Source organism: Thalassomonas actiniarum (assembly GCF_000948975.2).
Taxonomy (GTDB): Bacteria; Pseudomonadota; Gammaproteobacteria; order Enterobacterales; family Alteromonadaceae; genus Thalassomonas; species Thalassomonas actiniarum.
Window position 1 is genome coordinate 384348 of the sequence record NZ_CP059736.1, and the last position, 14761, is coordinate 399108.

Genomic DNA, 14761 nt, shown 5'->3' on the forward strand with positions numbered 1-14761 from the left:
AGCTTTTTGGCGGATGGTGTGGTTCAAACCCGTTAAATATCAACTTATTATGTTGGTTTTTGGGGCGGTCTGTTCAAAATGTGTGTGTCCTTTATCTGGCAAGTAACCTGTATAAATATGCTCGTATATGCCGCTGCTTTTTCATGTTGGGCCGAGACAGGGCAAAAGCAGTTCTCCTTTATGAATCCGGAATGCTCTCGTATGCTATTCTTTCAGTAATTCATGTCGTCATAGTAGAGAAGTCTTTACATAAACCATGGGGAAGTAGCCATGAGAGAGAAGCGACGCATCCTGGCGAATACCGATATCGCTGAAATAGTTCTGGGGGCCCCGCGAGGACATCAACACCTGCGTGCCACGATCAAACTCCATACGGGGGAAGAGCTTATTCTGCAAGAGGCTACTGTGGCAAATCTGGTTCGAGCCTACGTAGGGATTAAGACGCATCCTCAGAAGAAGGGCTGTCGCTTGGTTGGACGGGAATTGTCCGAGGGAGCAAAAAAGAAAGAATTTGCTGCTTGGCAGTTACTTGAGAAGGAAGATGGCACAGGGAATTAAGAGCATGTTATTATTCTAAACTTTGCGCGCCACCATAAATTCAATTCTCATCTCTCCTTTGACTAAACAAAGCTGCTTCTACTACTTTCTAATATAGCTGGCATTTAAGGTGGAGTTTCTAATGAATGAGCATGGTTATTTTAAGCTGGCGAGCTCGCAAAATGTCATCTTTTTATGGGTAAAAGGTCCGGGGAATCAAGAAACATTTGATCGTTATAATGCTGAGTTTAATGCATTAATCGAGAAAGAAGGTTATAAAAATTATGCCGTTTTAGTGATGCTGGGGGGCGAAAATATTATGACACCAGAAGTATTTGCCAGTTTTCAAAATATTTTATCCGCCCGTATTGACAACGGTGTGAAGACGATAGCGCTTTTTATAACCGACTCGAATGGTACTTCAATTACCCAGCAGCAAGTAAGCAAATTATACCAAGCTACTCCGGACTTCAATGTTCAGTTTTTTTACTCATTCGATGAGGCTAAACAATGGCTTGAAAGCTTTGGTTTTGTTGTTGAACATCAGGCATGGCAAGCCTTTGTGAAAACTCTTCCGCTACATTTATAGGAAATAACCAGGCTCTTGAAAATGCCTGAGAAAATTTGAAAGTGAAGTTGTGGTACTATGAGAATTCATCAGCGACTGCCCTATTTCCGTGACTGATGAATTAAGGGGTTGGTCACAATCGCATTATTTAAAGCGACTGTTAAAAACATTTTAAGACTAAAGAAGCGGAATTTACAGGGGGGAAACTTCCAAGTCTAAGCGACGAGTGCTCTGTTAATTATCTTGATCCATAACGCAAAAAAGCAGAATAAAGTTAGTCAGCCTTTAGTGCCGTCAGACGATCCAGCTGCTGGGTTTTACCGATATGATAAATATCTTGCCCGTATTCCCCTTTGTTATGCTCAATCGCGGTGACCTGATATTTTTTTTCTTTATCGGCGGTTATGGTGATCGGATTAAAGGTTAAACTTGCTTTATAGACATAATCGCCGACCTGAATTTCCTCAATAACATGTCCTTCTAGTTTGTTTTTACGCAAAAGTTCTGCCGCATATTTGTACATATTATCGGCTAAATTAATGGTTTTCATCTTGCGACCCCTCCATTTTATCAATTTCCCCTGGCTGTGAAAATTAAGCAAATGTATAGCCCAAAGAGAGCCAAAAGTACACTAGAGCACCTTATCTTCCTCAGTCAGCGGTAAAACATCTTCCGGTGTTGAAATATATCCCTGATAACCGTCGGCTTTTAAACAGGCAAAGTGCTCCAGTTGCAGCTGATCTTCGATGCCGGTGATGATCACTTTGATGTTTAAGCCCCGGGCAACATTGATTAAGGCACGGCACAACTCCAGGCTTTGGTTGGATTTTTCATAAAAGACAAAAGACTGATCCAGTTTGATATAATCCGGTTGCAACTTCTGCAAATAGTCAAGGGAGCCGAGCTGGCGTCCGCACTGATCGATACCGACTTTTGCACCTACGCTTCTGACGGTTTCCGCCAGATAGCGGCAACGGCCGAATGCGGCCAGCACCGCTGATTCCGGTATTTCAAACAGCATTTGCCCGACATCCGGTGATTTTTTCAAAAACCGGCTCAGCCAGAGGACAAAATCGGCATCGAGCAGGCTGTCGTGGGTGAGGTTAATCGCCACAGGCTGATCTGTCGATTTTAACAGTTTTTGTTGTTCAATCGATTCCAATAAACAGCGATCGAGTTGGCTGCCTAATGCCAAAAGTTCAACAAAGGGCATAAACTCAAAGGCCCTGACCGCCTGGCCGTCTATGGTTAAGCGGCAGTATATTTCCCGCTGAATAATTTCTTGCCTGTTTACCCCGGATATTGCCTGCCATTGAAAACTAAATTGCCTGTTGTTGATTGCCTCGAGCAGTTTTGTGCGCCATTGCTCGCGGCTATATTTTTGCATCTGCCCGGTATCGAGCCATTGGCTGACTTTATTGTCTCTGCGGGCCTGTTGCAGGGCATTATCCGATTGCGACATGAGATCGGCCACCGTCATATTGGCGACGCGCTGGCTGACGCCCAAGGCAAACTGGCTGTTGGGAGGGCAGCCGGCTTTGCTGATCTCCTGGTTGATCAGCCGGATCAGGGTTTGCAGATAGAGCTCCATTTGATGCCGCTCTGCCCGGGTCAGCAAAAAGGCGAACTCGGTATTGGCAATGCGGGCAATAATACTGTCGGTGATTTCCGGCAACTCAAGGCGCATGCGCCCGGCAAGGGCTTTGATAATTTCATCCCGCCCCTGGTAACCATATTTGGCATAGACCTCTTCCAGGCAGTCAAATTTGGCTAAAATCAGCCCGCCGTAACCGGGTTCGTTTAACCAGTTATGCATCTGCGCCGACAGGTACTGGCGGTTGGGTAAACCCGCCACCCGGTCAAGCAACTTGTCTGCTTTGAGGGCATCAATTTCGCCGTCTAAGGTAGAAAATACGTGTTTGAGCTGGCCCGACATGGCGTTAATGGCGTTAACGACATCTTTTAATTCCCGGGTTTTCGGGACATCAATATCCTGGCCAAATTTGCATTGTGCGATGGTTTTTGCCTGGCGGGCGATTTGATGCAAAGGTTTAAGGATACGGTTCAGCCTTACTCTCACGATAAGGATACACAGGATAAACATCAGGGATAAAATCATCAGGGTATCGTTCATGACCTGCCACAACTCCCGGTAACCCAGTGCCGGATGTCCTTCTATTTCAAGGGTGGCCAGCTGCATCCAGCCGGAGGTGATTAAACGTTCCTTCTTTTGTACCTCAAACAACTCCAGGTCGATGAACCATTGCGGCACCCCCTTAATAACCACGGGATTGCTCCAGGTTTGCTCTTTGTTGTCTACCAGCCATTTTAGCGTCACCTTTTGATAAAAGCCGCCCTCGAAGATCACATTGACCAGGGTTTCGGCGCTGGCGATATCACCGGTTTCCAGGTGTGGCTTAAGCATAAGCCCCAATGAGGTCATGGTATTATTGAGATCGGACTCCATTTGCTGGCTCATAAAGTCACGGGCCTGGGTAAACTGAAAATAAACTAAACTCGTCATTACCAGTAAAAACAGTCCAAACAGTAATGAGTTTATTTCTTTAAACAGGGTCATCGCGTTAAAACTCCAGTTTTAGCTTAGGTTGTTTTAGGGTGGCAGCGCTGATGCGCTGGCGCAGATCTCGCCATAGGGTTAACCGGGAAGCCTTGCCGGAAAGCAAACCTTTGCCCTTTTCTTTGTTTAGCCATAACTGACTGGCGTTAAAGCTGTAGACGGGAATAAGGTCTTTACGCTTATCTGCCGTTTTTACTGCACCGTCCAGGTTGTCTAAAATGAGCGGCACAGCCCCGGGAGTCTGGTAATAGGCAAGCACCATATGGTATTTTCGGATGTTGGCAGCCTTGACCATAGTGATGCGCATTTTTTCATCCGCTATGCCCAGCTCCCTGAGGGTAAAGTACTTGGCAATGGCAAAGTCTTCACAATCGCCGCCATTTACCCCGATAAACTCCAGCGGGCTTGCCCAGTAATTCTCGCTTCCCCAGAGCTTGATATCATCAATAAAGTGAAACAGGTTAAAAAAGCGGTTCACTTTGTTCAGTTTCTCCAGCTCGGTGTTTTCTCCCTGGGTTTTCATCAGTTTCAGCCAGGCTTTACCGCGTTTTTGCGCCCTTTTACCGTAACTTTTCTCCAGTGAAGCCAATATGCTTTGCCCGTCTAATTCAGGCTCGGATTTAGCGTAAAGCATGCCCCACAAGCCGATCGTCACTATCAAGACTTGCACCGCCCTGGATAATCTCGCTGTTAAGATACAACTTAGCCTCATCTTATACGCTAACCACTACTCTGTTTGATCTACGGTATAAATGGTCCACATCATCTCATCCTGATGATCGGTATAGGCCAGCTCTGCCATGATACGGCGGTTAACCGCATGAACCTGTTCACTGTCACCTGTTTGCTCGGGGCGCTTAAAACCAAAACCAATCGAGGATACCCGGTACTTAGGAATATTAAAGCTATTGACCAGTACCCGGGCCACGGCTTTGGCACGATTATCCGACAAGGTTTGATTCAGCCCGGTGCTGCCGGTTTTACTGGTATGTCCTTCAATAACCACGTCTAATGTTTGATGTTTATTCAGAAAATCTGCAAGTTTTTCAATCTCAGCATAGCCGGTATCCGGGATCTCATAGGAATTATTGGCAAACTTGATATTAATATTAAGCGGTTGGATATTTGCGGTTTGTGTGCCGCAGCCATCATTGTCTATGTTGGCGCCTAATACCGTGTCTTTACATTTATCACGTGCTTTGATCACGCCGTCACTATCAAAATCATGTAAATTGTTTACCTGGACAACGCTGGTTTCCATGACGATGATCGGAGGCCGTGCGCAAGCACTTATTAGCAATGCCAGCAGGGCTAAGGGGAAAAAACGGATATTTGAACGTTTACTTGCGTGAAGGTTAACAACTTGCCGGTTATTCATTGTTAGCTCCTTGAGTGTAGTTATGCTCTCCCTGCCAGGTGACCGAGCGGGTAACCCGCAGGGAGTCGAGTAACTGGCCGGTGACATTTAATAAACGATATCTCGCGCTCAGTTCGTCAAAGTCGGCTTCAAGATAATCCTGGCGCGCCTGAAACAGCTCGTTTTCGGTATCGAGTAAATCAAGCAGGCTTCGCTGCCCCAGGCTAAATTGCTCTTTATAGGTTAACTGGGTTTCTTTGGAAGCGATAATATGCTGCTTGATGTATTTTTTCTGCCGTGCCAGCATTTCAAAGGCATTCCAGGCCAGGCCAAAACTCTCGGTGACCTGGCGATGGGCGCTATAGTTGATTTCTTGTGCCTCTGAGACCTTATACGCGGCGCTGCGCTCCTGCGCGCTGTCTTTGCCGCCGGAAAACAGGTTATATCTCAGGCGCAGCATGGCGGTGACATCATTACGGTGTCCGCCGTCATCCGAGCTGAAGCCTTTTTCACCGCCGATATCGTTATCGGCATTGGCACTGAGTTCAAAGCTAAGGGTCGGGTAGTAATTGGCTTTTACCGTCTGCTTAAATGAACGGGCGGCATTGATATCCTGTTGTGCCGACTTGATCACCGGATGGCGCGCAATGGCCAGGGTTAAACCGCTGTTGCTGTTTTTGGGCAGCATCTCGGCATCCGGCACCGGCCGTACCAAATCTTTTGGCGGGGTATTGGTTAAACGCAAATACTGTGTCTTGGCATCAAGGGCATTATTGCGGGCGGCGATCAAATTAGACTGGGCCCGGGCCAGTCGGCCGGATGCCTGGGACAAGTCGGCGATACTGCCCAACCCCGAGTCGGTACGCTCTTTTATTTGCCCATGAATTTCCTGGTGCGAGGCGATATTTTTTTCCGCCAGGGTGACCAGCTCCCGGGTTTTTAAATAATTCAAATAAACCTTGCTGACTTCAAGGGCGAGGTCTTCCGCCGTGCTCATCAGCGTCCATTGCTCGGCACTGGCTTCATACAGGGTGCGGTCAACTTCATTGGCGGAAAACAAACCGTCAAATATCATCTGCCGCAGACTGATACCAAACTCCCCCCGTTGCAGCTCGGTTTTACCGTCGTCATGGTTACCTGCGCTTCTGCGATTGCCCGGATAATCGGTATATTCATAACCATAACCCGCCGTTAAATCTATCGTCGGCAAATAGTTTGCCCTGGCGCGGTTGACATCTTCTTCTTTGGATTTAAAACGGGCAAAAGCCTGGCGTATCTGGGGATGGCTGTCCAGCGCCTGGGCAACCGCCTGCTCCAGGCTCTGTGCCTTGATATTTGTTGTGTACAAAGCAGATAAAGCCAAAAGACAAGTTACAGCGCTTTTGTTGAGTGTAAAAATAACCTTTTTCATAACCATTCCATTTTTTAGTGTTATTGGTTGTCGTTAACTGTTTTACCAGCCCCGGATATTAACCTTCCCTGAGCGCCGCTTTTTTGGCCCTTAAAATCGGGGTTAAAATATATTCTAAAATGGTGCGTTCTCCGGTGATCACGTCGACATCTGTGAGCATGCCCGGAATGATCGGCATTTCTTCGTTATCTTTATTTTTAATGCTGGACGCGTCGGTGCGCACCCGGATCAGGTAAAAGCTGTTGCCTTCTTCATCCTGGGTGGTATCGGCACTGATATGTTCGACTTTGCCGGTTAAACCGCCATAGCGGGCAAAATCATAGGCGGTAATTTTTACTACCGCAGGCAGGCCGGGATAGATAAACCCTATATCCCTGGGCTTGATTTTCGCTTCCACCATTAATTTGTCTTGTGTCGGCACGATTTCGGCTATGGTTTCCCCGGGTTTTACCACCCCGCCTAAGGTGTTTATATGTATGGTTTTTATGGTGCCAACCACAGGGGAGAGAATAAGTGCCTTGGTGACCTTGTCCTGGGTGCCGACCTGGGCTTCATTCATTTTTGACAGTTTATTTTGCAATTCATTAAGTTCGGCCCGCGCTTCCCTGCGGTAGGTTAAGGCGCTGTCGCGACGTATTAAGATTGCTTCTTTAAAGGCGGATTTCAGTTTCGGGGTCAATAACCGGATGGCGCTGAGCTCTCCTTGCAGTTCGTTGACGCTGCGCTCGAGCTTGTATAATTCAATTTTCGAGACGATATTTTTTTGTGCCAGCGGCCGGGTCAACTCAAGCTCTTTACTGGCCAGGCGGTAACTGATCTCCAGGGTTTTGATTTTTGAGCCTTGCTCGGCGATTTCCTGCTTTCTCTGTTGTATTTGCTGGTTCTGGATGGCGAGTTGATTGATTAGATTATCCAGCCGCCCTGAGTATTCCTGTTGTTGCTGCTGCACCATTAACGGTGCCTGGGTATTGAGATCTTGCGGGTACTCGGGCACTTTTTTCGTGACCTTGATTTGCTGTTGCCAGCTGTCATCTACGCCGATAAAAATACTGGCAAGTTCGGCCCTTAAGCGGATGATATTGGCGCGTAGACTGTTCAGCTCCTGGTTCTGCTCGGCGACATCCGAGCGAAACCGGGTATCGTCTATGCTGGCAATGGCCTGGCCTTTGCTTACCTGCATGCCTTCCTGGACAAAGAGTTTTTGCAAGATGCCGCCGTCCAGGCTTTGGATAATCTGTACCTGGGAGGAAGGGATCACTTTGCCCGTGCCGGAGGTAAACTGCTCTAAGGCGGAGAAATGCGACCAAAGAATAAAACTCAAGACTAAACCTGCCATGGCCCAAATGGTTAACCGGTGCAAACCCGGCGCCCGGATCAACATGGCGCCATAAACATCGTCCGCCATGGATAAATCTTGCTGGCTGAGCTTCATAGGCTCACCTTTTGTTTTGCCTGTTCGCCAAGCTTTTGTAAAACCAGGTCTTTGGGGCCGTCCATCACTAACTTGCCTTTATCCAATACCAGGATGCGGTTTACCAGGTGTAATAACTCCATTTTATGGGTGATCAGCAATAAGGTGCGGTCTTTGGCGGTGGCGCTGATAGATTGCATAAACTGTTTTTCCGCACGGGCATCTAAACTGGCGGTAGGCTCGTCCAGCAATAAAATCGGCGGACTGTTCAAAATGGCCCGGGCCAGGGCCACTGACTGGCGCTGCCCCCGGGATAAGGCGCGGCCGTTTTCCCCTACCTGCCTGTCTAAGCCTGAGGTTTGCTGATCGGTAAAGGCATGTACGCCGGAAAGCTGCACCGCCCGGATCAGCTGATATTCGGTGATTTGCCGGGTGCCGAAGAGAATGTTATCGCGTATGGTGCCGTGAAATAAGGTGATGTCCTGGGGGAGATAACCCAAATTGCGCCTTAGATCGCCGGGATGGATTTGCTGATGATTGATGCCGTCAAATTGCAGGCTGCCGCTGCTTGGTTGCAGCAGCGAGCACAGCAGTTTGGCTAAGGTGCTCTTTCCCGAACCATTGCTGCCGACTATGGCTATTTTTTCTCCCTGCCTAATGCTCAGGGAGACTTGTTGTAAACTGGCGCAATCGGCATCGGGGTAGGTAAAGCAAAGATTATCCAGGGTGATATTGCCGTTTAACTTGCTGCGGCTGGGCAGATGGGCTTTATCTTCAAACTCCCCCTCCTGCGCCATGAGCGCATCGAGCTGTTTTAATGCGCTGACGGCCTGGTTGGAGCGGGTCATCAGCCCGGCAAGCTTGGCTATCGGCGCTATGGCCCGGGCGGTTAACATCACGGCGGCGATAATGCCTCCCATGGAGATCAGGTTATCCGACACCCGGTAAACCCCCAGCACAACAACGCCGACGATGGACACTTGTACGATAAAACCGGCAAAGTTGATCACCGAGTTAGTGAGCATTTTGGCTTTAAGCAGCCAGCTGGCACTGTGGCCGGTCATTTGCTGCCAGCTATTTTGCACCACCCCTTCTGCGCCGTTGGCTTTAATCGGTTCAAGCGCGCTTAAGCATTCGACCAAATGGCCGTGGCGCAAGCCGGAAAATTTATTGCTCTGTTCGACTGCCGCGCGCAGTTTCCCCTGGCAAAAGACGGTATAGCCGATAATCAGTACACAGGCGAGCAGGGGAAATAACACTAAATCGCCGGCAACCAGGTAGATACAGAGCATAAACAACACGGCGAAGGGGAAATCTACCAAGGCGCTAACGGTTGCCGAGGACAGGAACTCCCTGATGCTGTCAAATTCGGTGAGCTGCTTTGCCATGCCGCCGACGCTGGCGGCGCGTTTTTCCAGCGGTATGCCGATGACCTTGGCAAATAATTTCGACGAGATATCGAGATCTATTTTTTTCCCGGCAACATCAATTAAATAACCGCGTAATTGCTTGAGCACAAAGTCAAAGGTAAAGGCGATGCCCGCCCCTATCGCCAGCACCCACAGGGATTCAAACGCCAGGTTGGGCACTACCTTGTCATAAATGTTCATCACAAAAAGCGGCGACACCAGGGCAAAAATGTTCACCATGACCGAGGCAATAAGCACATCGCGGTAGATAGGGGTTGCGCCTTTTAGATGTTGCCACAGCCAGTGTTCGGCTGAGTTTTGGATATGGACATCAAAATGCCGGTCGCCCCGATAGATCTGCTTGATTAAAAAGAGGTAACCGACGAAGCTTTCTTCAAGTTCGGCAACCGTGAGCCGCTGCTCTCCCCCGGTTTCCGGCAGGGAAATAACGGCGCTGTTTTCTGCCGGGCTCAGCTCTTGTAATACGCAGGCATCCTTATCTTTGAGCAGCAAGATACAAGGCAGCAGCATGTCGGGTAGCTCATTTAAACCTTTGCGGACCAGTTTGGCGCTTAATCCCCCGCGGGCGGCGGCTTGCGGCAACAGCTCGGGAGCTAAATCACAGCCGGCTAACGGCAGGCCGGCGGATAAGGCTTCTGCCGAGCAGGGATTGCCAAAGTGCTGACACAGCAAGACTAAGCTATCGAGCAAGGGGGCTGCTGATAACGGCTGTGAAGCATGAATTGTCCATTGGCTGGTTGATTGCATTAAATGTTCAGTCCCTGTATAAATCCGGCAAAATTCGTGTTGTTTATTAAGATAAAACGTCCGGTGAGTTTAGTTCGTCTACTGACGGTGCTGTCGGTAAACTTTCACCGGTGAAGGCAGCGCTTTCGGTCGATAACCCCTGATGGCTATCGATTTGCTCAACATCTTCCTGCCTTGAGCTTTGTTCGCTGGGGACACTGTCTTCTTCACTTTCTGCCATCGCCGATAAATATTGCTCCAGCGTATTGTCCTGATCCTGCGTTAATATATCCGAGAGTGCTAATGTCTGATGGTGAGTTTCCCCCTCTGGCCCGTCAATGATTGTCCCGTTGGCGTCATTGACATATACGCCAATCAGGGTTGTATCCGTCAATGTTTGTTCAAGTAAGGGCTGGCTGTCGTGCCCCTGCGTTAACGGTTCATGTAATTCCAGTGTTTCTATCGCCGTTTTGGCGAAAGTTAATGTTGCCGGGATCCTGATATCTATGGTCAGGGTGGCGGCATCTATTTCCGGGTAGACGTTATCCCCGTCTTCGATCTCATAGTCAAAAATAAGCAGCTGATTTTCGCTTGGCATATCCATGATCGCTATGGGCTCAAAGACATATTCTCCCGAGTTGTGAATCGTTAAGGCGCCATATTCGGTTGGAATTTCAAAACTGGTATTGTCGGCATCAAAGGCATACCAGGTGCCGTCAAAATGAATGCGGCTGAAGATCACTGTGCCGTCAGGCGAGCTATCGGCCCTGTCTCCCGAGCTCGCCTGGTTGCTGCCGATAATATTTCCCCGGACACTGTGCGCAATGGCTTTGCCTCCGCCTGCTGCCTGCAGCAAGAGATAGTTAATGTCATAATTGGCTACAGGCGCAGTATCATGTACGTTTATCGTGACCGTGGCTTCATCCTTCATGTCGCCGTCACTTAAGGTATAATCAAAGCTCGGCGGGTTTGTACCTAAGTGAAAACCGCTGTTTTCATATCTGAATTCGCCGTCGGCCTTAATGTATAACCAGCCCTCGTCGATAGAAACCCGGGCATAGCCATCGGCACCAAAGCTGAGATCCCTGCCGTTGACTTGGGTGATGCTCAGGAGATCGCCGTCGATATCCCTGTCGGTGATGCCGTCACCGTCATCATGGCTAATAACATTGCCTGTGACCGTTTCTCCCTGATGAATGCTGAAACTGTCATCGCTGGCCTCAGGGGCGTCATTTACTTTCGACACGCTGATGGTTAAGGTGGAGGTATCGGTATTGGAACCGTCCGATACCGTGTAGGTCACGGCCGGAACATCACCGTAAAAGTTACTTGCCGGTACGAAGGTATAGTGACCGTTGCTGTAAACCGTCAAGGTTCCCTGTTCAAGCTCTGCCGCCTCTCCCGGCTCAAAATCTGTGATTCCGACAGTAAAAGTTGTCACTTGTGCCGTGCCGTTCGGACTAATGGCATTCGCCAGGAGGTTGCCACTTACCGGCGTATCTTCTTGGGTCGTTACCAACTCATTTGCGTCGGTTAAATCCGGTATGATCACCAGGGTGAGCGTTGCCGAGTCTGTTTCAGGATGATTGCTGTCGCCGTCTTTGATCTCGTAAGCAAAAACCAGCTCTTGCCGTCCGGTGGGCATATCCATGCCCTCTGTTGGCTCGAACAGGTATTCACCTGAAATGGCAATGGTCAGTTTGCCGTAGTCGGTTTCAATTAAGAGACTGGTGTTACCGCCATCAAAGCTATACCAGCTGCCGTCAAAATGAATGCGGTTGAAGATCACTGTGCCGTCCGGCGAGCTGTCGGCCTGATCTCCCGAACTTGCCTGGTTATCACCTATGATATTGCCCCGAATGCTGCCGCCACTCGCTTTGCCGCCACTCGCTTTGCCGTCATCGGTGCCTTGCAATAAAAGATAATTTTGATCATTATTGGCAACCGGCGCCGAATCAAGCACGTTAATCGTTACGGGAGCGGTATCTATGCTGTCGCCATCGCTTAAGGTGTATTCAAAACTTGGCGGAGTGTCGCCTAAGATAAAACCGTTATTGCTATAGGTGAAAGCGCCCTGGCGGTTAATGGACAATATACCGCCTTCGATATCAACCTCGGCATCGCCATTGCTGTCAAAAATCAGATTAGCACCGTTGATTTGAGTGATAGTCAAACTGTTGCCGTCACTGTCGCTGTCGGTGACGCCGTCACCGTCGTCATGGTGAATGATATTTCCCTCGACAAAACTGCCCTGGTTAACGCTAAAGGTGTCATCGGCTGCCACAGGGGGGGTATTAACTTCGAGCACGTTAATGGTCAGGCTAGAGGTATCGGTATTGATACCGTCAGACACGGTATAGGTGACGGCAGGCACATTGCCGTGAAAGTTATTATGGGGAATAAAGGTGTAACTGCCGTTACTGTTGAGGGTTAATAACCCCTGCTCAAGTGATGCGGTGGCGCCTATGGAATAACTGGTATTGGCGACGGTAAAGCCGGTGACCTGCGGCGTGCCGTCGCTGCTGGCGGCATTGGCCAGGACATTGCCGCTGACCGGGCTGTTTTCATTGGTTGTTACCGACTCATTGCCGTCGCTTAAATCTGAGACCGGGATCACGTTAATGGTTAAAGTGGAAGTATCGTTATTGATGCCGTCAGAGACGGCATAGCGGATAACCGGTACATTGCCGTTAAAATTATCACCGGGGATGAAGGCATAGCTGCCGTCACTGTTAAGGGTTAACACACCTTCTTCAAGTGTTGCCGAGGCTCCTGCAGCAAAGTTGGTGTTATTGACGATAAAACCGGTGACTTCGGGTATGCCGTCGGCACTGGCGGCATTATCCAGCACATTGCCGTTTATTGTCGTATCTTCATTGGTGCTGAGGGTTTCATCTTCGTCGCTTAAGTCAGAAACCGGGAGCACTTCAATGGCTAAGGTGGATGTTTCGGTATTTATGCCGTCAAACACGGTATAAGTGACGATAGGTACATCACCGTTATAATTTTCACCGGGAATAAAGGAGTAGCTGCCGTCACTGTTAAGGGTTAATACACCTTCTTCAAGTGTTGCCTGGGTCCCTGCTGCAAAGTTGGTGTTATTGACGATAAAACCTGTGACTTCGGGTATGCCGTCGGCACTGGCGGCATTGGCCAGCACATTGCCGTTTATGGGTGTATCTTCATTGGTGCTGACGGTTTCATCTTCATCGCTTAAGTCAGAAACCGGGAGCACTTCAAGGGTTAAGGTGGATGTTTCGGTATTTATGCCGTCAAACACGGTATAGATGACAATTGGTACATCACCGTTAAAATTTTCACCGGGAACAAAGGAGTAGCTGCCGTCACTGGTAAGGGTTAACACACCTTCTTCAAGTGTTGCCGAGGCTCCTGCTGTAAAGTTGGTGTTATTGACGATAAAACCGGTGACTTCAGGTATGCCGTCTGTGCTGGAAGCATTGGCCAGCACATTACCGTTTATGGGCGTATCTTCATTGGTAGTGGCCGTTTCATCCGCATCGCTCAGATCTGAAACCGGCAGTACTTCTATGGCCAGGGTGGAGGTATCGGTATTTGGTCCGTCAGAGACAGTATAAGCGACATCCGGCACATCGCCGTTGAAATTATCCGCGGGAATAAAGGTATAGCTGCCGTCCCTGTTAAGGGTTAATGCCCCCTGTTCGATGATGGCTGTGGTGCCTGCTTCAAAGTCGGTGCCTGCCAGGGTAAAACTGAGCACTTCGGGAATACCGTCGCTACTGGCGGCATTGGCCAGGACATTGCCGCTTAGCGCTGTGTCTTCATTGGTGCTGGCCGATTCATCCTCATCGCTGAGATCTGAAACCGGGGTCAGGGTGATGGTTAAGGTATCGCTTGCGTTGGTATTGGTGGTATAGCTGACAACCGGTAAAGTACCGTTCCAGTTTGCGGCAGGAATAAAGCTATAACTGCCGTCGTTATTTATCGTTAAACTGCCTCCTTCGACAATTGCCGTTTGGCCGCCGGCATAAACAGTGGTATCACCGTCCACGGTAAAAAATTGCACGGTTAAGATATCATCGCCATCGCTGTCGTTATCAAGCACATTACCGGTGACGGTTTGATCTTCCCCGGCAATGTTTTCATCGCTTTGGGTAATAGTGGGCTGTGATGAACCGGACTGGGGGTTATCTCTGGGCAGCAGGCTGTTTTCTTGCTCTGTGGTGTCATAACCTGCCCGGGCAAGGGTTTCATTGCCGGTTCTGTCTAAGGTAACAAAATTGGTGCCTTCATTGCCGGTTAGCCCCCCGGCTGCGGTATCAGGCAATTCGATATCATCACCGGATTCAATAAGATCTTGCAGCGCGGCAATGTCATCGATAGCGCTATCTGCTGTTTGATTAACCGGGAGCGTACCTGCAGCAAGGGCTGGTGCTGTTTTTGGGGCTGAATTATCCGCTTGCTCTGCAAGGCTGGTGTCTTGCTGGCTGCCGGCATCAGCAAATGCCAAAGTTGTTTCATTGTTTTTTACCGGGTCCGGTAAATGATCGGCTTTAATATCACCACCGGTGTGCGGTGTTAGCTTTTCACCCGGCCCGGAACTGCTTTCACCACTATGAGCTATTTCCGGGGCATTTTTTGACGTGCCGTTCTCTTCCATGAAACAAGATCCCTAATCATTTGCTCCTCCCTGTTAGCTGAGTTATTACAACCCGCTTGAACAGTTTGGCATGCGTTTCATTCCGATTGCTTTAAAGCCGTAAT

General features: G+C 49.1%; 10 protein-coding genes. 2 read left to right on the forward strand and 8 right to left on the reverse strand.

Translation table 11 applies throughout. From position 1 onward, the window contains the following. Positions 1–270 precede the first annotated feature (270 nt). Together SG35_RS30090 and SG35_RS30095 are read left to right on the forward strand one after the other, a co-directional pair. Positions 271–558 carry a hypothetical protein gene (locus tag SG35_RS30090; protein WP_044835621.1) on the forward strand — a complete coding sequence of 96 codons (288 nt, stop codon included), beginning with the start codon at positions 271–273 and terminating at the stop codon, positions 556–558. Between the two features lie 121 nt (positions 559–679). After that, a complete protein-coding gene (locus SG35_RS30095; protein ID WP_044835622.1) occupies positions 680–1126 on the forward strand; it encodes a hypothetical protein in 447 nt (148 codons plus the stop codon). A 253-nt stretch (positions 1127–1379) separates the two neighbouring features. On the opposite strand, the gene SG35_RS30100 is transcribed toward SG35_RS30095, so the two are convergent. The 8 genes from SG35_RS30100 to SG35_RS30135 all read right to left on the reverse strand — a co-directional run bounded on the left by SG35_RS30100 (position 1380) and on the right by SG35_RS30135 (position 14657). Continuing rightward, a complete protein-coding gene (locus SG35_RS30100; protein ID WP_044835623.1) occupies positions 1380–1655 on the reverse strand; it encodes a hypothetical protein in 276 nt (91 codons plus the stop codon). Between the two features lie 81 nt (positions 1656–1736). Further along, a complete protein-coding gene (locus SG35_RS30105) occupies positions 1737–3683 on the reverse strand; it encodes a bifunctional diguanylate cyclase/phosphodiesterase (RefSeq protein ID WP_044835624.1) in 1947 nt (648 codons plus the stop codon). A gap of 4 nt (positions 3684–3687) precedes the next feature. Further along, a complete protein-coding gene (locus SG35_RS30110) occupies positions 3688–4395 on the reverse strand; it encodes a transglutaminase-like cysteine peptidase (protein ID WP_044835625.1) in 708 nt (235 codons plus the stop codon). A 15-nt stretch (positions 4396–4410) separates the two neighbouring features. Further along, positions 4411–5061: an OmpA family protein gene (locus SG35_RS30115; protein WP_044835626.1), complete on the reverse strand. Its 651-nt coding sequence runs from the start codon at positions 5059–5061 to the stop codon at positions 4411–4413. After that, a complete protein-coding gene (locus SG35_RS30120) occupies positions 5054–6451 on the reverse strand; it encodes a TolC family outer membrane protein (RefSeq protein ID WP_044835627.1) in 1398 nt (465 codons plus the stop codon). The genes SG35_RS30115 and SG35_RS30120 overlap by 8 nt, the downstream gene beginning before the upstream one ends. A 58-nt stretch (positions 6452–6509) precedes the next feature. Then, positions 6510–7883 (reverse strand): HlyD family type I secretion periplasmic adaptor subunit, encoded by a 1374-nt coding sequence (locus SG35_RS30125; RefSeq protein WP_044835628.1) that lies wholly within the window; start codon positions 7881–7883, stop codon positions 6510–6512. Continuing rightward, positions 7880–10039 (reverse strand): type I secretion system permease/ATPase, encoded by a 2160-nt coding sequence (locus SG35_RS30130; RefSeq protein WP_044835629.1) that lies wholly within the window; start codon positions 10037–10039, stop codon positions 7880–7882. Before SG35_RS30130 ends, SG35_RS30125 begins: the two co-directional genes overlap by 4 nt. 46 nt (positions 10040–10085) lie before the next feature. Further along, positions 10086–14657 carry an Ig-like domain-containing protein gene (locus SG35_RS30135; protein ID WP_044835630.1) on the reverse strand — a complete coding sequence of 1524 codons (4572 nt, stop codon included), beginning with the start codon at positions 14655–14657 and terminating at the stop codon, positions 10086–10088. Positions 14658–14761 lie beyond the last annotated feature (104 nt).